The 19,873-nt window shown below is 61.9% G+C and carries 21 protein-coding genes and 1 other RNA gene; 12 read left to right on the forward strand and 10 right to left on the reverse strand.

Annotated elements, in window-relative coordinates; genetic code table 11:
- Positions 1 to 43 precede the first annotated feature (43 nt).
- The 4 genes from HBR94_RS08865 (at position 44) to HBR94_RS08880 (ending at position 3,112) form a co-directional block, all read left to right on the forward strand.
- On the forward strand, positions 44 to 964 hold the full coding sequence (locus tag HBR94_RS08865; protein WP_027608388.1) for an SPFH domain-containing protein: 921 nt from the start codon (positions 44 to 46) through the stop codon (positions 962 to 964).
- Between the two features lie 10 nt (positions 965 to 974).
- Entirely contained in the window at positions 975 to 1,421 is a 447-nt protein-coding gene (locus HBR94_RS08870) for an NfeD family protein (protein WP_057440437.1), read from the forward strand.
- Positions 1,422 to 1,490: 69 nt separating this feature from the next.
- On the forward strand, positions 1,491 to 1,808 hold the full coding sequence (locus HBR94_RS08875) for a DUF2388 domain-containing protein (protein WP_057440438.1): 318 nt from the start codon (positions 1,491 to 1,493) through the stop codon (positions 1,806 to 1,808).
- Positions 1,809 to 1,972: 164 nt separating this feature from the next.
- The gene (locus tag HBR94_RS08880) at positions 1,973 to 3,112 is read left to right on the forward strand and encodes a DegT/DnrJ/EryC1/StrS aminotransferase family protein (RefSeq protein ID WP_170044524.1); all 1,140 of its coding nucleotides are present in this window, start codon (positions 1,973 to 1,975) and stop codon (positions 3,110 to 3,112) included.
- A gap of 42 nt (positions 3,113 to 3,154) precedes the next feature.
- Here HBR94_RS08880 and gcvH read toward each other — a convergent pair whose 3' ends face one another.
- The 9 genes from gcvH to HBR94_RS08925 form a co-directional block, all read right to left on the reverse strand.
- Positions 3,155 to 3,538, reverse strand: coding sequence for a glycine cleavage system protein GcvH (gene gcvH / locus HBR94_RS08885; RefSeq protein ID WP_057440440.1), 384 nt, complete (start codon positions 3,536 to 3,538; stop codon positions 3,155 to 3,157).
- Between the two features lie 49 nt (positions 3,539 to 3,587).
- Positions 3,588 to 4,670, reverse strand: coding sequence for a glycine cleavage system aminomethyltransferase GcvT (gene gcvT, locus HBR94_RS08890; RefSeq protein ID WP_057960936.1), 1,083 nt, complete (start codon positions 4,668 to 4,670; stop codon positions 3,588 to 3,590).
- Between the two features lie 156 nt (positions 4,671 to 4,826).
- Positions 4,827 to 6,443, reverse strand: a complete 1,617-nt coding sequence (locus tag HBR94_RS08895) for an iron ABC transporter permease (RefSeq protein WP_057960937.1) — start codon at positions 6,441 to 6,443, stop codon at positions 4,827 to 4,829.
- Positions 6,444 to 6,635: 192 nt separating this feature from the next.
- Positions 6,636 to 7,640 (reverse strand): extracellular solute-binding protein, encoded by a 1,005-nt coding sequence (locus tag HBR94_RS08900; RefSeq protein WP_170044525.1) that lies wholly within the window; start codon positions 7,638 to 7,640, stop codon positions 6,636 to 6,638.
- 127 nt (positions 7,641 to 7,767) lie between these two features.
- Entirely contained in the window at positions 7,768 to 8,985 is a 1,218-nt protein-coding gene (locus HBR94_RS08905; RefSeq protein ID WP_162947810.1) for a 2-octaprenyl-3-methyl-6-methoxy-1,4-benzoquinol hydroxylase, read from the reverse strand.
- 9 nt (positions 8,986 to 8,994) lie between these two features.
- Positions 8,995 to 9,480, reverse strand: a complete 486-nt coding sequence (locus HBR94_RS08910; RefSeq protein ID WP_057444198.1) for a DUF4442 domain-containing protein — start codon at positions 9,478 to 9,480, stop codon at positions 8,995 to 8,997.
- Positions 9,473 to 10,660: a 2-octaprenyl-6-methoxyphenyl hydroxylase gene (gene ubiH, locus HBR94_RS08915; RefSeq protein ID WP_170044526.1), complete on the reverse strand. Its 1,188-nt coding sequence runs from the start codon at positions 10,658 to 10,660 to the stop codon at positions 9,473 to 9,475. The genes HBR94_RS08910 and ubiH overlap by 8 nt, the downstream gene beginning before the upstream one ends.
- Positions 10,657 to 11,979: a Xaa-Pro aminopeptidase gene (gene pepP, locus HBR94_RS08920; protein ID WP_115129244.1), complete on the reverse strand. Its 1,323-nt coding sequence runs from the start codon at positions 11,977 to 11,979 to the stop codon at positions 10,657 to 10,659. The genes ubiH and pepP overlap by 4 nt, the downstream gene beginning before the upstream one ends.
- 20 nt (positions 11,980 to 11,999) lie before the next feature.
- Positions 12,000 to 12,557 carry a YecA family protein gene (locus HBR94_RS08925; protein ID WP_057440443.1) on the reverse strand — a complete coding sequence of 186 codons (558 nt, stop codon included), beginning with the start codon at positions 12,555 to 12,557 and terminating at the stop codon, positions 12,000 to 12,002.
- Positions 12,558 to 12,694: 137 nt separating this feature from the next.
- On the opposite strand from HBR94_RS08925, the gene HBR94_RS08930 reads away from it, so the two are divergent.
- The 4 genes from HBR94_RS08930 (at position 12,695) to HBR94_RS08945 (ending at position 14,120) form a co-directional block, all read left to right on the forward strand.
- The gene (locus tag HBR94_RS08930) at positions 12,695 to 12,904 is read left to right on the forward strand and encodes a TIGR02449 family protein (protein WP_057440444.1); all 210 of its coding nucleotides are present in this window, start codon (positions 12,695 to 12,697) and stop codon (positions 12,902 to 12,904) included.
- Positions 12,901 to 13,218 (forward strand): cell division protein ZapA, encoded by a 318-nt coding sequence (locus HBR94_RS08935; protein ID WP_010207385.1) that lies wholly within the window; start codon positions 12,901 to 12,903, stop codon positions 13,216 to 13,218. Before HBR94_RS08930 ends, HBR94_RS08935 begins: the two co-directional genes overlap by 4 nt.
- 30 nt (positions 13,219 to 13,248) lie before the next feature.
- A non-coding RNA gene (ssrS, locus tag HBR94_RS08940) (6S RNA) lies at positions 13,249 to 13,427 on the forward strand.
- 57 nt (positions 13,428 to 13,484) lie between these two features.
- Positions 13,485 to 14,120 (forward strand): 5-formyltetrahydrofolate cyclo-ligase, encoded by a 636-nt coding sequence (locus tag HBR94_RS08945; protein ID WP_170044527.1) that lies wholly within the window; start codon positions 13,485 to 13,487, stop codon positions 14,118 to 14,120.
- 2 nt (positions 14,121 to 14,122) lie between these two features.
- Here the strand turns inward: HBR94_RS08945 and HBR94_RS08950 are convergent, their stop codons facing one another.
- Positions 14,123 to 14,272 carry a hypothetical protein gene (locus HBR94_RS08950; RefSeq protein ID WP_143110453.1) on the reverse strand — a complete coding sequence of 50 codons (150 nt, stop codon included), beginning with the start codon at positions 14,270 to 14,272 and terminating at the stop codon, positions 14,123 to 14,125.
- A 195-nt stretch (positions 14,273 to 14,467) separates the two neighbouring features.
- On the opposite strand from HBR94_RS08950, the gene HBR94_RS08955 reads away from it, so the two are divergent.
- The 4 genes from HBR94_RS08955 (at position 14,468) to HBR94_RS08970 (ending at position 19,801) form a co-directional block, all read left to right on the forward strand.
- Entirely contained in the window at positions 14,468 to 14,917 is a 450-nt protein-coding gene (locus HBR94_RS08955) for an EVE domain-containing protein (RefSeq protein ID WP_057960942.1), read from the forward strand.
- Positions 14,918 to 15,003: 86 nt separating this feature from the next.
- Positions 15,004 to 15,969: an HlyD family efflux transporter periplasmic adaptor subunit gene (locus tag HBR94_RS08960; RefSeq protein WP_057440447.1), complete on the forward strand. Its 966-nt coding sequence runs from the start codon at positions 15,004 to 15,006 to the stop codon at positions 15,967 to 15,969.
- Positions 15,966 to 18,683, forward strand: coding sequence for a ribosome-associated ATPase/putative transporter RbbA (rbbA, locus tag HBR94_RS08965; RefSeq protein ID WP_057440448.1), 2,718 nt, complete (start codon positions 15,966 to 15,968; stop codon positions 18,681 to 18,683). Before HBR94_RS08960 ends, rbbA begins: the two co-directional genes overlap by 4 nt.
- Positions 18,683 to 19,801, forward strand: coding sequence for an ABC transporter permease (locus tag HBR94_RS08970; RefSeq protein ID WP_170044528.1), 1,119 nt, complete (start codon positions 18,683 to 18,685; stop codon positions 19,799 to 19,801). Before rbbA ends, HBR94_RS08970 begins: the two co-directional genes overlap by 1 nt.
- Positions 19,802 to 19,873: the final 72 nt, after the last annotated feature.

Genomic DNA, 19,873 nt, shown 5'->3' on the forward strand with positions numbered 1-19,873 from the left:
CGACAGACTTCGCGTTACCGCCACCACCAGACAAGGAATCGTTATGCAGATCGGAACAGTGCTTCTTCTCTTCGTAGGCTTGGCCATCGCCATCCTGTTCATGGGCTTCAAGGTCGTACCCCAGGGCTACCAGTGGACAGTGGAGCGCTTCGGCCGCTACACCAATACGCTCAAGCCGGGCCTGAATATCATCATTCCGGTGATGGACCGCATCGGTCGCAAGATCAACGTCATGGAAAGCGTGCTGGATATTCCACCTCAGGAAGTGATCACCGCCGATAACGCCACGGTGCAGATCGACGCAGTGTGTTTCTTCCAGGTGGTGAACACCGCCCAGGCGGCGTACGAGGTGAACAACCTCGAACATGCGATCCGCAACCTGCTGCAAACCAATATCCGTACGGTGCTCGGCTCCATGGAGCTGGACGCCATGCTCAGCCAGCGCGACGGCATCAACGAGAAGCTGCTGCGCACGGTCGATGAAGCCACTGCTCCCTGGGGCATCAAGATCACCCGTATCGAGATCAAGGACATCAGCCCGCCTGCCGACTTGATGGCTGCCATGTCCGGTCAGATGAAGGCCGAGCGGATCAAGCGTGCCCAGATCCTCGAAGCCGAAGGCCTGCGGGCTTCTGCAATCCTGACCGCTGAAGGCAAGAAACAGGCGCAGATCCTCGAGGCTGAAGGGGGTCGTCAGGCCGCGTTCCTCGAATCCGAAGCCCGTGAACGTCAGGCCGAGGCGGAAGCCCGCGCTACGCAGGTCGTGTCGGAAGCGATTGCCACCGGTAACGTGCAGGCCATCAACTACTTTGTCGCGCAGAAATACATTGATGCCCTGGGCAAGCTGGCTTCGGCCAACAACAGCAAAGTGATTCTGATGCCGCTGGAGGCCAGCCAGGTCATCGGTGCGGTGGGCGGCATCGGCGAAATCGTCAAGGCTACCTTCGACAACAAGAAAGCCTGAGGCCGGCACCATGTGGGAATTCCTGCAACACCTGTCGTTCTGGGATTGGCTGGCGCTGGGCACGGTGCTGTTGATTCTTGAAGTGTTTGGTGCCGGCGGTTATCTGCTGTGGATGGGGATCGCGGCGGCGGCCGTTGGCGTACTCAAGTTCCTGATTCCGGGGCTTGGGCTGGAACTGCAACTGCTGCTGTTTGCCGTGCTGTCCATACTGACGGCGGTGTACTGGTGGAAGCGCCAGCGCAGCAGTGCCAAGGCCAGCGACCAGCCAGGGCTGAATATGCGCGGATCGGAGCTGGTTGGCCGCACCTTTGTGGTGCATCAGGCAATTATCGACGGTCGGGGCAAGATCAAGGTCGGTGACGGCGTCTGGATGGTCACCGGCCCCGATGCGCCTGTAGGGGCTCAAGTACGGGTGATTGGTCAGGACGGCGTGATTTTACGGATCGAAACTGTTTAGTCAGTCATGGAACTAGGCTGGGTTATCTACAATCAAACCGTTCAGATAACCCAGTCGGAGTCACCCATCATGCGTCTCAAATATGCTGTCGCCACCCTCGCCGTGCTCTCTCTCCCAGTTGGATCGGCCATGGCCGATAGCTTCTGGCGTAATGTCATCTCATCGGGCGCCACCACCGGCTCCACGTACCTGACCTTCAAGGACCACAAGCTGGTAGTCGCCGCCCAGGACGACGCCGGTAGCTTCGTCGCCAGCGACGGCGGCATCCGTGGCCCTTACCTGGAAGCCGCCATGCAGAAAGTGCGTGCCGACAACCCCGGCCTGAAGGCCACTGACATGGAACTGGCCAACGCCATCCTGGCGAAGAACGCCATCGCCGCCGAGTAATACACGACACGCAAAAAAGCCGCTTATGAAGCGGCTTTTTTGCGCTCGTCGTTCGACGATTCGTTCACGGACGACAGGCTATATTCAGTTGCCCCGTGCGACGATACCGGGGTTGATATGAGCTTTTATTCTTAGTTCTTCTTAAAACGGATGCCTTCAACGTCATGAGCCAACTGCCCTTCCTGCCGTTTTCAAAACCTACCATTGATGAAGCCACCATCGCGGCGGTCGGTGATGTGTTGCGTTCCGGCTGGATCACCAGCGGGCCCAAGGTGCAGGCGTTCGAAGCGCAGCTGTCGGACTATTTTGGCGGCCGGCCGGTACGCACCTTCAACTCCGGTACCTGCACCATGGAGATTGCCTTGCGCATCGCCGGTGTCGGGCCGGGGGATGAAGTGATCACCACGCCGATTTCCTGGGTGGCAACGGCCAATGTGATTCTGGAGGTGGGCGCCACGCCGGTGTTTGCCGATATTGATCCGGTGACCCGCAATATCGACCTGGCCCGACTGGAAGCGGCTATTACGCCGCGCACCAAGGCGATCATTCCGGTGTACCTGGCCGGCCTGCCGCTGGACATGCCGATGCTTTACGCGCTGGCCAACAAGTACGGTCTGCGGATCATCGAGGATGCCGCCCAGGCGCTGGGCTCCCGTTGGGATGGCCAGCGCATTGGCGCCACCGGGGATTTTGTCTCGTTCAGTTTCCAGGCGAACAAGAACATCACCTGTTCCGAAGGCGGTTGCCTGGTTTTGAACAATGCTGAGGAAGCGCGCCTGGCGGAGAAGTACCGCCTGCAAGGCGTGACCCGCAGCGGGTTTGATGGCCTGGACGTGGATGTATTGGGCGGCAAGTTCAACATGACCGATATCGCCGCCGCCATTGGCCTGGGCCAGTTTGCCCATATCGAGCAGATAACTGCCCATCGCCAAGCGCTGGCCCGGCATTATTTCGAGTGTTTTGGCAGCGACTTCGAGACAACGTACGGCGCGCAATTACCGCCCGCGGACTTTGAAAACAGCAACTGGCACCTGTTCCAACTGGTACTGCCTGAGCGTGGGGATGGCCTGCCGGCCCGCGCCACGTTTATGGAGCGCATGCAGGCTCAGGGTGTGGGCATCGGCTATCACTACCCACCGATCCACTTGCTGAGTTTGTATCGGGCACAGGGATTCAGGGAAGGCATGTTCCCGGTAGCGGAAAAAGTCGGGCGTTTGATTGTGTCGTTGCCGATGTTTACGGCGATGACCAAGGCGGATGTGGAGCGTGCTGTCGCAGCGGTGAAGCAGGCGCTCAAGCCCTGACCTTTGCAGGAGCCGGCTTGCCGGCTCCTACAGGGGGCGGTGTTACTCGCCGATGGCGGCTTTATAGCCAGCGGCATCCAGCAGCTTGTCCAGTTCGGCGGCATTGCTTGGCTTGACCTTGAAGATCCAGGCTTCGTACGGCTTGTCATTGAGCGACTCAGGGGCATCGGCCAAGGCCTCGTTGACCGCAATCACTTCGCCCGACACTGGCGAATAAATATCCGAAGCAGCCTTCACCGACTCCACAACACCTGCTGCGTCGCCTGCAGCGAACACTTTGCCCACCTCAGCCAACTCAACAAAAACCACATCACCCAATGCTTCCTGGGCGTGATCGGAGATCCCGACGGTCACACTGCCGTCAGCTTCCAGGCGTGCCCATTCGTGGCTTTCGGCAAAACGTAGTGCGGCAGGGATATCGCTCATAGTCTGTGTCCTCAAAAAGAAATGTCAGCGGCCATTGGCCCGGAAAAGATTAGATCAAGGTTTTACCATGGCGCACGAAGGTCGGTTTGACCACTCGCACCGGGTACCACTTACCGCGAATTTCTACCTCGGCACGGTCGGCGGTTGCCATCGGTACACGCGCCAGGGCAATGGATTTGCTTAGCGTAGGAGAGAAACTACCACTGGTGATCTCTCCTTCGCCAACATTGGCGATACGAACCACTTGATGAGCGCGCAAAACCCCGCGTTCTTCCAGCACCAGGCCTACCAGTTTGAGCTGCACCCCGGCCGCACGCTCGGCTTCCAGGGCGGCGCGCCCGATGAAATCGCGGCTGACGGGTTCCCAGGCGATGCTCCAGGCCATGTTGGCGGCCAACGGTGACACATTCAGGTGGATATCCTGGCCGTAGAGGTTCATGCCGGCCTCCAGGCGCAGGGTATCGCGAGCACCGAGGCCGATGGGCGAGATGCCCGCACCTACCAGGTCGTTGAAAAAACCCGGGGCCTGATCGGCAGGCAGGACGATTTCCAGGCCATCTTCGCCGGTATAGCCCGTGCGCGCGATAAACCAGTCACCGTCGGCACGCCCCTCGAAAGGCTTGAGCTGTTGGATCAACACGCCGCGAGACTGGGTGACCAACTCGGCAATCTTGTGCCGGGCCTGGGGGCCCTGGATCGCCAGCATGGCCAGGTCCGGGCGTTCGCGCATCAGCACCTGGTAGCTGCCCAACTGGCTCTGCATCCAGGCGATATCCTGGTCGCGGGTGGCCGCATTGACCACCAGCCGGTAACCCTCTTCGGTGCGGTAGACAATCATGTCGTCCACCACCCCGCCCTGCTCGTTGAGCATGGCGCTGTACAGCGCATGGCCGCAGCCATGCAAACGATCGACATCATTGGCCAACAGGTACTGCAGCCATTCCCTGGCCTGCAGGCCCGAGATATCGATCACGGTCATGTGGGAAACATCAAACACCCCGCAGTCACGGCGCACCTGATGGTGCTCCTCGACTTGCGAGCCGTAGTGCAGAGGCATATCCCAACCGCCAAAATCGACCATTTTCGCGCCAAGGGCGAGATGCAGGTCATACAGAGGCGTACGCTGTCCCATGGGTTTCTCCTTCCGGGCGTGGCGAAGGTGCGGACGGTTGCTGTTCGGGCTACACACCTTGAAATACAAGGCTTGCAGCCACAATCAGCAACCCAACCCGAAAGACGGGCCGCACCGAATGCCGCGCATTGTAGCCTCAAGCCGTAGGACTGACACCTAACCGATTCGTCGCGCCGAACGTCGGATCAAGCCGATGACCGGCAACAGGCCGACCAACACCAGGGTCAGGGCGGGCAAGGAGGCGCGCGCCCACTCGCCTTCGCTGGTCATCTCAAAGATGCGTACCGCCAGCGTATCCCAGCCGAACGGGCGCATCAGCAGGGTCGCGGGCATTTCCTTGAGCACATCGACAAACACCAGCAGCGCGGCGCTCAAGGTGCCGGGCAACAAAAGTGGCAGATACACTTTGCAAAACAGTCGTGGCCCACTTACCCCCAGGCTGCGCGCTGCTTCCGGCAAGGACGGGCGGATGCGCGCCAGGCTGTTTTCCAGTGGGCCGTAGGCCACGGCGAGGAAGCGCACCAGATAGGCCATCAGCAGCGCCGACAGGCTGCCCAACAGCAACGGTTTGCCAGCACCGCCCAGCCAACTGGACACAGGGATCACCAACTCGCGGTCCAAATAGCTGAACGCCAGCATGATCGACACCGCCAATACCGAACCCGGCAAGGCATAGCCCAGGTTGCCCAGGCTGACCCCGGCGCGGATGGCGCGGGTCGGCGCCAGGCGGTTGGCAAACGCCAGCAGCAACGCCACGCTGACGGTGATCAACGCGGCCATGCCACCCAGGTAAAGGGTATGCACGATCAGCCCGGCGTAGCGCTCGTCGAGGTCGAAACGCCCGCGCTGCCAGAACCAGGCCAGCAGTTGAAGCATCGGGATGACAAAGGCGCAGGCAAACACCAGGGCGCACCAGCCAGTGGCGGCGGCGGCCTTGAAGCCACTCAGGTGATACAGCGCCTTGCCCCGCGGTCGCTCGTTGCTCGGGCGGCTGGCGCCACGGGCCCGGCGCTCGCCGTAGAGCACCAGCATCACCACCAACAGCAGCAGGCTCGCCAGTTGCGCGGCGCTGGACAGGCTGAAAAAGCCATACCAGGTCTTGTAGATGGCGGTGGTGAACGTGTCGAAATTGAACACTGACACTGCGCCGAAATCCGCCAGGGTTTCCATCAACGCCAGGGCCACGCCGGCGCCGATGGCCGGGCGCGCCATGGGCAGGGCCACCCGCCAGAATGCCTGCCAGGGTGATTGGCCCAACACCCGCGCCGCTTCCATCAACCCCTTGCCCTGGGCCAGAAAGGCGGTGCGCGCCAGCAGGTAGACGTAGGGATAGAACACCAGCACCAGCACGATGATCACGCCACTGGTGGAGCGCACGCGCGGCAGGCGCAGGCCCGTGCCGAACCACTCGCGCAGCAAGGTTTGTACCGGCCCGGAGAAGTCCAGCAGGCCGACGAAGACAAACGCCAGGACATAGGCCGGGATGGCAAACGGCAGCATCAACGCCCAGTCCAGCCAACGCCGGCCGGGGAACTCACAGAGGCTGGTCAGCCACGCCAGGCTCACGCCCAGCACCGTTACACCGACCCCGACGCCCAGCACCAGGGTCAAGGTGTTGCCCAGCAGACGCGGCATCTGGGTGTCCCACAGGTGCGACCAGATTTGCGTGTCGATGCTTTGCCAGGACAGCAACAACACGCTCAACGGCAGCAGCACCAGGGCGGCGACAGTGAAGACTGGCAGGTACCAGCGGCGTTGGGCGGGGTGGGCCAAAAGGAATTCTCAAGCAGTGGATGATGTGGAGACCTGCACAAAACACTGTGGGAGCGGGCTTGTGTGGGAGCTGGCTTGCCTGAGATGCAGACACCTCGGTTTATCAGCGATACCGGGTGATGCTATCGCAGGCAAGCCAGCTCCTACACAAGCCGCTCCCACATTAGAACTGCGGCGTCCTACAAATTGTACTCAGTTCCAGCCCGCACGATCCATCAGGCGAATCGCCTCGGCCTGGCGCTTGCCCGCCACTTCCACCGGCAGGGTGTCAGCCTTGAACTTGCCCCAGCTCGCCACTTCAGCCGAGGGTTCTACCGCCGGGTTGGCCGGGAACTCCTGGTTGACGTCGGCAAAGATCTTCTGCGCCTCAGGCGTAGTCATCCACTCCACCAGAGCCTTGGCGGCTTCCGGGTGCGGGGCGTACTTGGTCAGGCCAATGCCCGACAGGTTGACGTGCACACCACGGTCGCCCTGGTTCGGCCAGAACAATTTGACTGCCAGCTTCGGATCCTGCTTGTGCAGGCGGCCGTAGTAGTAAGTGTTGACGATCCCCACGTCGCACTGCCCGGCGTTGATTGCCTGCAATACCGCGACGTCATCGGAGAAGACATCGGTGGACAGGTTATTGACCCAGCCCTTGATGATTTCTTCAGTCTTTTCTGCGCCATGGGTCTCGATCAGGGTGGCGGTCAGCGACTGGTTGTAGACCTTTTTCGCGGTACGCAGGCACAGGCGGCCTTCCCATTGCTTGTCAGCCAGGGCTTCGTAGGTGGTCAGCTCTGCCGGCTTCACGCGGTCGGTGGAGTACGCGATGGTCCGCGCCCGCAGGCTCAAGCCGGTCCAGGCGTGGCTGGAAGCGCGATATTGCGCGGGGATGTTGGCGTCGATCACCTTGGAAGTGAACGGCTGCAGAATGCCCATCTGCTCGGCTTGCCAGAGGTTGCCAGCATCGACGGTCAGCAGCAGGTCGGCGGTGGCGTTCTGGCCTTCGGCCTTGATGCGCTGCATCAGCGGCGCTTCCTTGTCGGTGATGAACTTCACCTGCACCCCGGTTTTCTTGGTGTAGGCGTCGAACACCGGCTTGATCAACTCGTCGATACGAGAGGAGTAGACCACCACTTCGTCAGCCGCCTGGGCGGTGGTGCTGGCGATAAGGGTGAGTGCCAGGGCAGTCAGGAGGCGCTTGGGTGCCAACATAGGTGCGGTCTCTCGTAGGAAAAGTGAGCGCAAATGATAAGGACTCACATTTAGCATCTCAACCGAACACTGGCCGGAGGAGTTACGAGATGTTGCACGAGTGCCATTTAAGGTGCGACAGATGGCCTCAGGCCTTGGCCAGATCCGGCAGGTCTCCGGTCAAGCCCAATGCCTGGCGCACAAACAGCGCCTTGGCTTCGGGCATCTGGTCGACCATCTTCAGCCCCGCATTGCGCAACCAGCGCAATGGCAACTGGTCAGCCTGGAACAACCGTTCAAAGCCCTCCATCGCCGCCATCAGCGCCAGGTTGTGCGGCATGCGCCGACGCTCGTAGCGACTGAGCACCTTCACATCCGCCAAGCGCTCACCGCGCTCGCACGCCTTTAGCAGCACCTCGGCCAACACGGCGGCATCGAGGAACCCCAGATTCACCCCCTGCCCCGCCAATGGGTGGATAACGTGGGCAGCATCACCAATCAGCGCCAGGCCTTCGGCGACGTAGCGCTTGGCGTGGCGCTGGCGCAGCGGTACGCACAGACGCGGGTCGGCGCTGACCACGCTGCCGAGGCGCCCTTCAAAAGCGCGCTCCAGTTCGCGGCAGAAACTTTCGTCGTCCAGGGCCATCAGGCGTTCGGACTCACTTGGCGTGGTCGACCAGACGATCGAGCACCAATCTTCCTGGCCATCGCGTACCAGCGGCAGGAACGCCAGCGGACCATGGTCGGTGAAGCGCTGCCAGGCGGTACGCTGGTGCGGCTGGCTGCTGCGTACGCTGGTGACGATGGCGTGGTGCAGGTAATCCCATTCGCGGGTGGCGGTGCCGGTCAGGCGGCGCACAGCCGAGTTGGCGCCGTCGGCGGCGATCACCAGCGGCGCGCGCAAAGTGCGGCCATCGGCCAGGGTCAGCAGCCAGTCATCGCCGGAGCGGCGCATCTGCTCCAGGCGTGCATTGGCCAGCAGGCCCAGGTCGCAGTCGTGCAGGCGCTCAAGCAGGGCGTCCTGGACCACGCGGTTTTCGACGATATGCCCCAGCACCTCGGCATGCACACTGGCCGCCGAAAAGTGGATCTGCCCGGTGCCGCTGCCATCCCACACCTGCATCTCGCCGTAGGGGCTGGCGCGGCGGCTGGCGATGCCATCCCACACACCCAGGCGGTCGAGGATGCGCTGGCTGGCGGCCGACAAGGCGCTCACCCGCGGTTCAAACGGCGCATCGGCGTCGAATGGCTTGACGCTCATTGGGCTGCCGTCGAGCAGCAGCACCTGCAGGCCACTGCCCTGCAACGCCAGCGCCAGGGCGCTTCCGACCATTCCGGCCCCGACAATCAGCACATCTGCGCGCATGTCCATGCTTTATGCCTGTCTCGCTGGCGGCTTGCGCCGCACGTAAAGGGTTTTGTCGACTCGCGCCACCAGGGTGCCGGAGCCGTCGTGAATCTGCACCTTGAGGTGCGGCAAGTATTTCTCGCCGCCCTCGGTCTGCCGTCGCACCTCATCGAGCAAGGCCTGGTCGATGGAAAATTCGGCAAACACCGGGCCTTTGCCCGGCGAGATGAAATCAATGGTCGCGGCCTTGTCCCAGACGATGTAGTCGCGCCCCAGGTTCTCCATCAGCATCAGCATGTAGAACGGGTCGACCATCGAGTACAGGCTGCCGCCAAATTGCGTACCGACGTAGTTGCGGTTGTACCAGCCCAGGCCCATGCGCACCTTCACCTGACGAAAATCAGCGCTCATGTGCTGCACACGGACGCCTGCGCCCAGATACGGCGGATACAGGGTCATGATCCAGCGCAACAACCGCGCCTTGCCCAGGCGCTCCGTCAACCACTTACGCATCGGGACGCGTGCCCAGGCCCATGGCCTGCCGGGCGAACCAGCGCTTGGCCGGCGGCAATAGGTCCAGGCCCAACAGGCCGAGGTTGCGACCCATGGCGACCAGCGGCTGGCCGCTGCCAAACAGGCGGGTGACCTGGTCGGAGAAGCCCACGGTCAATTGCTGGTCCAGGCGCTGGCGTTCGCGGTAGGCCTGCAAGGTCGCCAGGTCGCCCGGCACTTGCGGCCCGGCCAACAGGGCCTCGGCCAGCGCATAGGCATCGCGCAGCGACAGGTTGAAACCCTGGCCGGCAATCGGGTGCAAGCTGTGGGCGGCATTGCCGAGGATCACCAGGTGCGAGCGCACTTGCTCATCGGCCTCCACCAGGGTCAGCGGATACAAGTGCCGCGCGCCAACCTGTTTCAAGGTGCCCAGGCGATAACCAAACACGCCCTGCAACTCGCTGAGAAAACTGCGTTCATCCAGTTGCGCCAAGCGCTGGGCGTCCATGCCGACGCGGGTCCAGACCAGTGCGCAACGGTTGTCTGCCAGCGGCAGCAAGGCCATCGGGCCTTCGTCGGTGAAACGCTCGAAAGCCTCGCCGTTATGGGCTTCGCTGGGGGTGATGTTGGCGATCAGGGCGCTCTGGTTGTAAGGCCGTTGCTTGACGCCAATGCCCAACTGCTCGCGCAGGCCGGAGCGGCCACCATCGGCCAGTACCGCGAGATCGCACTCGATGACAGTTTCATCGTTGAGGGTCAGGCGGTAGCCGTCGGCCAGCGGTTCCAGGCGGCTGACTTCTGCGGGGCAACGCCAACTGATCACGTCTTTGTCCAGGCCTTGCCACAGGCACTGCCCGAGCCAGGCGTTTTCCACCACATAGCCCAGGGCCGGTACGCCCTCTTCGAGCGCCGACAAGCGCGCGGTAGAGAAGCGCCCACGGTCGGAAACATGGATCTGCCTGATCGGCTCGGCGCGCCGGGAAATGTCTTGCCACACACCCAGGCGCTGGTAGATCTGTCGCGCGCCAAAGGACAGTGCCGAGGAACGTGCGTCGTAGCTCGGCTGGTAGCTGTCGCCGGGGGCAAAGGGTTCGATCAGCACGATCTTCCAACCGCGAGCCTTGGCCCCGGCCTGCAACGCCAGCGCCAAGCTGGCGCCCACCAGGCCGCCACCGATAATCGCCAGGTTGACCCGGCTCATCGGGCGGCCGCCATCAGTGCTTCAATCTCGGCCACGGTCTTGGGCACGCCACCGGTCAGAATTTCACAGCCTTGCTTGGTCACCACCACGTCATCCTCGATGCGCACGCCTATGCCACGCCATTTCTTTGCCACGTTCTGGTTATCCGGGGCAATGTAGATGCCCGGCTCCACGGTCAGGGCCATGCCCACTTCCAGCACCCGCCACTCGCCGCCGACCTTGTACTCGCCCACATCATGCACATCCATGCCCAGCCAGTGCCCGGCGCGGTGCATATAGAACGCCTTGTAGGCTTCGCTGGCGATCAACTCGTCCACGTCACCTTGCAACAAGCCCAGCTTCACCAGCCCAGCGGTGATGACGTGCACCGTCGCCTCATGGGCCTGGTTCCAGTGTTTGTTCGGCGCGATCTGCGCAAAGGCGGCTTCCTGGGAGGCCAGCACCACTTCGTAGATCGCCTTCTGCTCGGCGGAAAACTTGCCGTTGACCGGCCAGGTACGGGTGATATCGCTGGCATAGCAGTCGATTTCACAACCGGCGTCGATCAGCACCAGGTCACCGTCCTTGAGCACCGCATCATTCTGCTGGTAGTGCAGGATGCAGCTGTTGCGCCCCGAAGCGACGATGGAGCCATAGGCCGGCATCTTCGCCCCGCCCCGGCGGAACTCGTAGTCCAGCTCGGCCTCCAGGCTGAATTCATGCAACCCCGGGCGGCTGGCCTGCATTGCCCGGATATGGGCCGCGCAGGAAATCCGTGCGGCTTCGCGCATGACCTTCACTTCTGCGGCGGATTTATACAGGCGCATGTCGTGCAGCAGATGATCCAGGGCAACGAATTCGTTCGGCGGCTGCGCACCGAGGTGCGCCTTGGAGCGGATCACGTTGATCCACTCCATCAGGTGCCGGTCGAACTCGGCATTGCTGCCCATGGCCGAATACACCCGGTCGCGACCTTCGATCAGGCCGGGCAGGATGTCGTCGATATCGGTGATCGGGAAGGCATCGTCGGCGCCGTATTCGCGAATCGCGCCTTCGGTACCGGCGCGCAGGCCGTCCCACAATTCGCGCTCGGCATTGCGTTCACGGCAGAACAGCACGTACTCGCCGTGAATGCGCCCAGGCATCAACACAATCACTGCCTGGGGCTCGGGGAAGCCGCTCAGGTACTGGAAGTCGCTGTCCTGGCGGTAGACGTGTTCGACATCACGGTTGCGGATCGCCACGGCGGCGGCCGGCAGGATCGCGATGCTGTTGGGTTCCATCTGCGCCATGAGCGCCTTGCGGCGGCGGGTGTATTCCGCTTTGGGGATATGGATCATGGGCAGGTGGGTTCCCTCTCTTAGTGCAGCGACGGCTTGACTGCTGCGGGTTCAGCAGACTTTTTGGTCTCGGTGAACAGCAGCAGCGGCGCGACGCGCAGGTATTCCATGACTTCCATATAGTCGCCTTCGCCGTCTTCGGACTCTTCCAGGGCGTCTTGCACCTGGGAGATGGCTGCCAGGTCCTGCAACACTTCCTTGGCGTCGGTGCTCAACTCCAGGCCGCCGGCGTTCACGCCAAAGCCATGGAGGAAGCCCTGGCACCATTGACCCAGTGCAGCAGCACGCTCGGTGAGCGGCGCATCATCGGTTGGCAGCAGCAGGACTACGGTGACGTCATCACCGGTCAGCTCGCCTTTAACCATTTCTTGCAAGCCGATCAACGCGTTGCGCACGTTTTCGGTAGGCTCGGTTTCCAGCAGCTCGGCGACGTCGGCCAGCCAGTTGTCGGCGTCAAAGCCGACACCGGTGCAGCTACGGCCCAGCAGCACGCCATGCAGTTCGGCAGGCGAGCAAGGGTGACCGCTGGAGCTCAGCAGTTTGGAAAAAGCGTCGTACGGGGAATTCTGAATAGGCATGATGAGCTAGGCGCCAGGCGGCGCGATGTCTAGAATGAAGCGCTGTATCCTAGCACCGGCAGACGCACCCGACTATCAAGGGCGTCAGATCGTTTATCCTGCAGTTGCCATTCATCAGACAAATCCAGTGGAACCCTATGGAAGACGCCGACTTGCAAGCGCTGATGGCCAGACTCGAATTGCTAATTACCCGGGTCGAGCAACTAAAGAGTCAAAACGGACTCCTATTAGCTCAGGAAAAGACCTGGCGCGAGGAACGCGCTCACCTCATTGAAAAAAACGAAATCGCCCGGCGTAAGGTCGAGTCGATGATTTCGCGCCTGAAGGCCCTGGAGCAAGACTCATGAGTTCAAGCAATAGCGTCACCGTGCAGATTCTCGACAAAGAGTATTCGATCATCTGCCCCCAGGAAGAGCGCAGCAACCTGGTGAGCGCCGCCCGCTACCTGGATGGCAAGATGCGTGAAATCCGCAGCAGCGGCAAAGTCATCGGTGCCGACCGTATCGCCGTGATGGCCGCCCTGAACATTACCCACGATTTGCTGCATAAGCAGGAGCGCCCTGACGTACAGGCCAGCGGCTCGACACGCGAGCAGGTGCGTGACCTGCTGGAACGTGTGGATCTGGTGCTTTCCAGCGATTCAGACGCACCCAAGGGCTGATTGCCGAGTCTGTTTGGGGTATACTCGCCCCACTCCCTGGCGTGCTTGCCAGTCGGCGATGTCCCGGAGCCGATTCGCACTACCCTGGAAGTTGCACGTTGGGCTGGTGTGCATGTCCGCTAGACGGAAAGCCTTAAAGCCTACTGCTTCTTCCACCTTGAACTTTCGGGTTCAAGGGCTTAGTCGACAGCGGTTCTGTCGGGGAGCCTGAATTCCCAAACTCAATGCCAGTCCCCGGACTGGCATTGTTTTATGAGCCGAACACCATGACCGAACCTGCGCCGCTTTCCCGTCCGCAACTTCGACGCATGTTGCGCAATGCCCGCCGCGCCCTGACGCCGGGCGAGCAGCGCCAGGCAGCTCTTGGCCTGTATCGGCAACTGGCACAGCACCCGCTGTTTCGCCGGGCCAAACATATTGCTTTATACCTACCAACGGATGGCGAAATCGATCCGCGCTTGCTGCTGCGCGCTGCCCAGCGCCGGGGCAAGGCCACCTACCTGCCGGTGCTCAGCGCCTGGCCACGGACCAAGATGGTGTTCCAACGGGTACGTCCCCGGGAAAAACTTGCGCCCAATCGCTTCGGCATTCTTGAGCCACAGGTCAATATCGGGCGCCAGCGCAAGGTCTGGGCCCTGGACCTGGTGCTGCTGCCATTGGTGGGTTTCGATGATGCGGGCGGGCGGCTGGGCATGGGCGGCGGCTTTTACGATCGCAGCCTGGCGTACCTGGCGCGCCGCTCGTCGTGGCGCAAGCCGACGCTGCTGGGCCTGGCCCATGAGTGCCAGAAAGTCAAACGACTGGCGCAGGCCAGCTGGGACGTGCCATTGAATGGCACCGTTACCGATAAGAAGTGGTATATCGCAGAGGGGACGCCGCTGGAATCAACGGCGCCGAAATAGCATCAACGCTTGAAGGTTTGTGGCTGCTGCTGTGCAAATTCAACCGGGGCTTCGGTCTTGTTCGACCACAGGCTTTGCGCGTACCCGGTGGTCACGACGCCCAGACCGAACAAAATAACCAAAATCCATAGTAAATCCGGTTTGCGTTTCATCGATTGCCCCCCTTCAGGCCTATCACACACGATGACAGCAACGTTCCAAAGTAGTCCGTTCCAGCTGCGTCAAGCTTAAAATCCCGGCATTCTGCGGTAACGTGAACCAACACGCAAACCTTGACGTCAACCGACCGTCGGTTTGTCATGAAATTGACAGACAACCTGCCCAATCCCCTGCAAAGGAGCAAAACCATGGCCTATTGGCTGATGAAGTCCGAGCCCGATGAGCTGTCCATCAAGGGCCTGGAAAAACTCGGCGAGGCGCGCTGGGATGGCGTGCGCAATTACCAGGCACGCAACTTCCTGCGGGCCATGGCCGTGGGTGACGCGTTCTTCTTTTACCACTCCAGTTGCCCCGAACCGGGGATTGCCGGCGTAGGGAAAATCATTGAGGCGGCTTATCCAGACCCGACAGCGCTGGAAGCTGACAGCCATTACTTCGATGCCAAGGCCACCCCGGAAAAAAATCCATGGAGCGCCATTACAGTGGCGCATGTCGAGACCTTCCCCAACGTTCTCGGGCTGGGCTACCTCAAGCAACAGACGGCCCTGGCCGAACTGCCGCTGGTGCAAAAAGGCAGTCGTTTGTCGGTGATGCCGGTGACGGCCCAGCAATGGGCGGCGGTAATGGCCCTGCGTTAACGCCTAACGGTATTCATTTGACCGGTATCAACGGCTATCGGTTACGATCCCGGCAAACTAGGACGCTAACACCGCAGGATGCACCCATGTCGACGTCACATCGCAGTTCGCACTTCTTTGCCTTTCTCCTGATTCTATTGCTGGTGGCCGCCGGTGGCTTCGGCTATTGGAAGTCCACCCTGGACCGCCTGCCGGAAGGTTTGAACATGGGCAATGGCCGGCTGGAATCCACCGAAGTGCAGATCGCCACCAAGATCCCCGGCCGCCTGGCTGAAGTGCGGGTCGATGAAGGCGACAAAGTGCTCAAGGGCCAACTGCTGGCGCGTATCGACACCCGCACCCTCGAAGCCCAGCGTTCCCAGGCCGAGGCCGAAGTGCTGCGCGCCAAGGAGAACTTCGCCGCCGCCGAAGCCAACGTGCAATTGCGCCAGAGCGAAAACCTGCTGGCCAGCCAGGAACTCAAGCGCACCCAGGAGCTGTACCGCCGCGGCTTCGCCAGCGCACAGCTGATCGACCAGCAACAGGCACGGCAGAACACCGGCAATGCGGCGGTGACGGCAGCCCAGGCCCAGGTCAATGCGGTCAAGGCCGCCATCGGTGCGGCCCAGGCCCAGGTGGCACAACTGACCAGCGAGATCGAAGACAGCAGCCTGCGCGCGCCCATCGACGGCATCATCCAGTTGCGCCTGGCCGAACCTGGCGAAGTGCTCGGTGCCGGCGGGCGCGTGTTGCTGCTGATAGATCCGAATGACCAGTACATGAACCTCTACCTGCCCGCCTCCGTCACCGGTCGCCTGACCGTGGGCAGTGAAGCGCGGATCGTGCTCGATGCGCTGCCGGATCAACCCCTGCCAGCGAAGATCAGCTTTGTCGCCGCCAAGTCGCAGTTCACCCCCAAAGAAGTGGAAACCCGCGACGAGCGCCAGAAACTGGTGTTCCGCGTCAAACTGCGCCTGACTCAACCGAGCGCCGTGCCCCAGGCCAAGCCCGGCATGCCCGGCGCCGGCTATGTGCGCACCGCCGACCTGGACTGGCCGGCCAACCTGCAATGACCGGGCTGGCGCTGCAGGCCACGGGCATCAACCACCGCTACGGCAAGCAACAGGCGCTGATCGACATCGCCTTCAGCCTGCCGGCCGGTACCCGCTGCGGGTTGATCGGCCCGGATGGGGCGGGCAAGTCGAGCCTGTTGGGCTTGATCGCCGGGGTGAAAAAACTGCAGGACGGTGACTTGCAGGTGCTGGGCGGCTCCATCGAAGACCGCCGCCACCGCAACAGCCTGTACCCGTTGATCGCGTTTATGCCCCAGGGCCTGGGCGGCAACCTGTACCCCGAGCTGTCCATCAGCGAGAACATCCGTTTTTTCGCCACCCTGTTTGGCCTGTCCAAAGCCGATTGCGAGCAGCGCATGCACAACCTGCTGCTGGCCACCGACCTGGCACGCTTCGCCGACCGGCCGGCGGGCAAACTGTCGGGCGGGATGAAGCAAAAATTAGGGCTGTGCTGCGCGCTGATCCACGACCCGGACTTGCTGATCCTCGATGAACCCACCACCGGCGTCGACCCTTTGTCACGCCGGCGCTTCTGGGAACTGGTAGAAACCGTACGCAGCGAACGCCCGCAACTGACGCTGCTGGTGGCCACGGCCTACATGGAAGAAGCCGAGCAGTTCGAGCACTGCCTGATGCTCGACCGCGGCAAGCTGATCGCCGATGGCCTGAGCCGCGAACTGGCGGCGGTCACGCCCAGCGGCAAGCTGGATGAGGCCTTCACCCATTTCCAGGGTGACAGCGCGCACAACAACCAGCCGCTGGTGATCCCTCCTCGGGCAAACGACAACACCGACATCGCCATCGAAGCCCACGACCTGACCCTGCGCTTTGGCGACTTTACGGCTGTCAACAAAGTCAGCTTCGCTATTGGCCGTGGCGAGATCTTCGGCTTTCTCGGCTCCAACGGCTGCGGCAAGACCACCACCATGAAAGTCCTCACCGGGCTGATGCCGGCCAGTGAAGGCAGCGCCACACTGCTGGGCAACCCGGTAAATGCCAAGGACCTGGCAACCCGCAAGCGCGTGGGCTTTATGTCCCAGAGCTTCTCGCTGTACGGTGAGCTCAGCGTGCGCCAGAACCTGGTGCTGCACGCACAGTTGTTCGACCTGCCCAAGGCCGACAGCGGCCCGCGCATCGAAGAATTGATCCAGCGTTTTGACCTGGGCAGTGTCGCCGAACAACCCTCCGGCGAGCTGCCCCTGGGTTTGCGCCAGCGCCTGTCCCTGGCCGTGGCGGTGTTGCATCGCCCGGAAGTGCTGATCCTCGACGAACCCACGTCCGGTGTGGACCCCGCCGCGCGCGACGATTTCTGGCGTTTGCTGGTGGAGTTGTCCCGCGAGCAAGGGGTGACGATTTTTCTCTCCACCCACTTTATGAACGAAGCCCAGCGCTGCGACCGCATCTCGTTGATGCACGCCGGCAAGGTGCTGGCCTGCGACACCCCGGACGCCCTGCAGCAACACTTCCACGGCGAGACCCTGGAAGCCGCATTTGTCACCTGTCTGGAACAAGCCCAGGAAGCCCCAGAAGCCGCCGCGCCCAGCGCAACCGTCAGCACACCGACCACGCCGCCAGTCAGCAAGCGCGGCTTCAGCCTGGTCCGCCTGCTGGCAGTGGCCAGTCGCGAAGGCAAGGAATTGTTGCGCGACAAAGTGCGCATGGCCTTTGCCCTGCTCGGGGCGATTTTCATGATGGTGATCTTCGGCTACGGCATTTCCCTGGACGTGGAGAAGCTCGCCTTCGCCGTGTATGACCAGGACCAGACGCCACAAAGCCGCGCCTATCTGGAGGCCTTTCGCAGTTCGCGCTACTTCGCCGAACAGCCGCCGATCAGCGATTCGGCCGAGCTGCACCGGCGCCTGCAACGCTCGGAAATCAAACTCGCCTTGGAGATTCCTCCCGGATTTGGCCGCGACCTGTACGCCGGGCGCCAACCGGCAGTGGCCGCCTGGCTGGATGGCGGCATGCCGTTTCGCGCCGAGACCAGCCGCAACTATGTCGAAGCGGTACACCAGGCCAATCTGCAGCAGTTGGCGGAACTCAACAGCTCCCCGCGAGCCCAGCCCGCCGCCGCCAGACTGGAGACGCGCTTTCGCTATAACCAGGACGTGGTCAGCGTAAATGCCATCGGCCCCGGCGTGATGGCACTGATCCTGGCGTTTATCCCGGCCATGCTCACCGCCTTGGGCATCGTGCGCGAGAAGGAGCTGGGGTCGATCACTAACTTCTACGCCACACCGCTGACCCGCCTGGAGTTTCTCCTCGGCAAGCAGGCGCCGTATCTGGTTATCAGCCTGATCAACCTGGCGCTGCTGGTGGCGATGAACCGCTGGCTGTTCGGCGTGCCGTTCAAGGGCAGTGGCGTGACCCTGGCGTTTGGCGGCCTGCTGTATGTGCTGGCCACCACCAGCATGGGCCTGCTGATTTCTGCGTTCACCCGCACCCAGATCGCGGCGATTCTCGGCACCATGATCATCACCAGCCTGCCGACCATCCAGTTCTCCGGGCTGATCGTGCCGCGCTCCTCGCTGGAAGGGGCGGCCGCGCTGATGGGCATGCTGTTTCCCGCCGGCTACTTCCTGGATGTCGCCGTCGGCACCTTTACCAAAGCCCTGGACCTGCGCCAGCTGTGGCCACAGTGCCTGGCGCTGTTCGGGTTTTTCCTGGGGTTCACCGGGCTGAGCCTGGTGATGCTCAAGAAGCAGGAGGCCTGATGCATAAGTTCGCCCATATCCTGCGCCTGGGAATCAAAGAGCTCACCAGCCTGCGCCACGACAGCGTGTTGCTGCTGTTTCTGTTCTACGCCTTCACCGTCGCCATTTATATGCCAGCGGCCGGTTCAGTGATTGGCGTGCATAACGCCAGCGTGGCCTTTGTCGATGAAGACCATGGCCAATTGTCACGCCAGTTGGCCGAAGCCCTGCAACCACCGGAATTCCAGCCCGCCGTGCCACTGGCCTACGACCAGTTGGATAAGGTCATGGACAGCGGCCAGTACACTTTCGTGATCAACGTGCCGGCCAATTTCCAGGCCGACCTGCTGGCCGGCCGCCAGCCGAGCGTGCAGGTCAATGTGGATGCCACGGCGATGAGCCAGGCCTTTATGGGCGCGGGCTATATCGGGCGGATCTTCCAGCGTGAATTGCTGACCTACAGCGGCCAGGCGGACACCCGCCAGCGCGCACCGGCGGCCCTCACCACCCGGGCATTGTTCAACACCAACCTGGAAGGCGGCTGGTTCCTGGCGGTGATCCAGATCGTCAACAACATCACCATCCTCGCCATCGTCCTGACCGGCACCGCGCTACTGCGCGAACGCGAACATGGCACCCTCGACCATTTGCTGGTCCTGCCGCTGACCGCCCTGGAAATCATGCTGGCAAAAATCTGGAGCAACATGCTGGTGGTGGTGCTGTGTACCTGGCTGTCACTGGAAGTGGTGGTCAAGGGCATGCTCGGCGTGCCGCTGGCCGGCTCATTGAGTCTGTTCCTGCTGGTAACCGCGCTGTATCTGTTTGCCAGCACTGCCCTGGGCATCTTCCTCGCTACCCTCGCCCGCTCGACGCCGCAGTTTGGCTTGCTGGCGATCCCGGTGATTATTCCGATGCTGCTGTTGTCAGGCGGCAGTACGCCGCTGGACAGCATGCCCGAATGGTTGCAATGGGTGATGCAGGGCTCGCCATCCACACATTTTGTGAGTTTGAGTGCGGCGATTCTGTTTCGCGATGCGGGGGTGAGCGTGGTGTGGCCGGATTTGCTGGCGCTGGCGGGGATTGGCTTGTTGTTTTTTGCGGTGGCGTTGGCGCGGTTCAGGAAGAGTCTGGCTTCTTGAACTTTCACTTATAAAAATCACTGAGCTTATTAAAAAACAAAATGAAAAACTGTCAATTCTGACAGTAGCCGG

It is taken from the genome of Pseudomonas sp. WS 5412, from assembly GCF_012985615.1.
In the GTDB taxonomy this organism is placed as follows: Bacteria; Pseudomonadota; Gammaproteobacteria; order Pseudomonadales; family Pseudomonadaceae; genus Aquipseudomonas; species Aquipseudomonas shahriarae.

Coding starts and splice junctions, on each gene's coding strand:
- HBR94_RS08865 (WP_027608388.1), top strand. CDS start 44: ATGCAGATCGGAACAGTGCTTCTTCTCTTCGTAGGCTTGGCCATCGCC.
- HBR94_RS08870 (WP_057440437.1), top strand. CDS start 975: ATGTGGGAATTCCTGCAACACCTGTCGTTCTGGGATTGGCTGGCGCTG.
- HBR94_RS08875 (WP_057440438.1), top strand. CDS start 1,491: ATGCGTCTCAAATATGCTGTCGCCACCCTCGCCGTGCTCTCTCTCCCA.
- HBR94_RS08880 (WP_170044524.1), top strand. CDS start 1,973: ATGAGCCAACTGCCCTTCCTGCCGTTTTCAAAACCTACCATTGATGAA.
- gcvH (WP_057440440.1), bottom strand. CDS start 3,538: ATGAGCGATATCCCTGCCGCACTACGTTTTGCCGAAAGCCACGAATGG.
- gcvT (WP_057960936.1), bottom strand. CDS start 4,670: ATGGGACAGCGTACGCCTCTGTATGACCTGCATCTCGCCCTTGGCGCG.
- HBR94_RS08900 (WP_170044525.1), bottom strand. CDS start 7,640: ATGTTGGCACCCAAGCGCCTCCTGACTGCCCTGGCACTCACCCTTATC.
- HBR94_RS08905 (WP_162947810.1), bottom strand. CDS start 8,985: ATGCGCGCAGATGTGCTGATTGTCGGGGCCGGAATGGTCGGAAGCGCC.
- HBR94_RS08910 (WP_057444198.1), bottom strand. CDS start 9,480: ATGCGTAAGTGGTTGACGGAGCGCCTGGGCAAGGCGCGGTTGTTGCGC.
- ubiH (WP_170044526.1), bottom strand. CDS start 10,660: ATGAGCCGGGTCAACCTGGCGATTATCGGTGGCGGCCTGGTGGGCGCC.
- pepP (WP_115129244.1), bottom strand. CDS start 11,979: ATGATCCATATCCCCAAAGCGGAATACACCCGCCGCCGCAAGGCGCTC.
- HBR94_RS08925 (WP_057440443.1), bottom strand. CDS start 12,557: ATGCCTATTCAGAATTCCCCGTACGACGCTTTTTCCAAACTGCTGAGC.
- HBR94_RS08930 (WP_057440444.1), top strand. CDS start 12,695: ATGGAAGACGCCGACTTGCAAGCGCTGATGGCCAGACTCGAATTGCTA.
- HBR94_RS08935 (WP_010207385.1), top strand. CDS start 12,901: ATGAGTTCAAGCAATAGCGTCACCGTGCAGATTCTCGACAAAGAGTAT.
- HBR94_RS08945 (WP_170044527.1), top strand. CDS start 13,485: ATGACCGAACCTGCGCCGCTTTCCCGTCCGCAACTTCGACGCATGTTG.
- HBR94_RS08950 (WP_143110453.1), bottom strand. CDS start 14,272: ATGAAACGCAAACCGGATTTACTATGGATTTTGGTTATTTTGTTCGGT.
- HBR94_RS08955 (WP_057960942.1), top strand. CDS start 14,468: ATGGCCTATTGGCTGATGAAGTCCGAGCCCGATGAGCTGTCCATCAAG.
- HBR94_RS08960 (WP_057440447.1), top strand. CDS start 15,004: ATGTCGACGTCACATCGCAGTTCGCACTTCTTTGCCTTTCTCCTGATT.
- rbbA (WP_057440448.1), top strand. CDS start 15,966: ATGACCGGGCTGGCGCTGCAGGCCACGGGCATCAACCACCGCTACGGC.
- HBR94_RS08970 (WP_170044528.1), top strand. CDS start 18,683: ATGCATAAGTTCGCCCATATCCTGCGCCTGGGAATCAAAGAGCTCACC.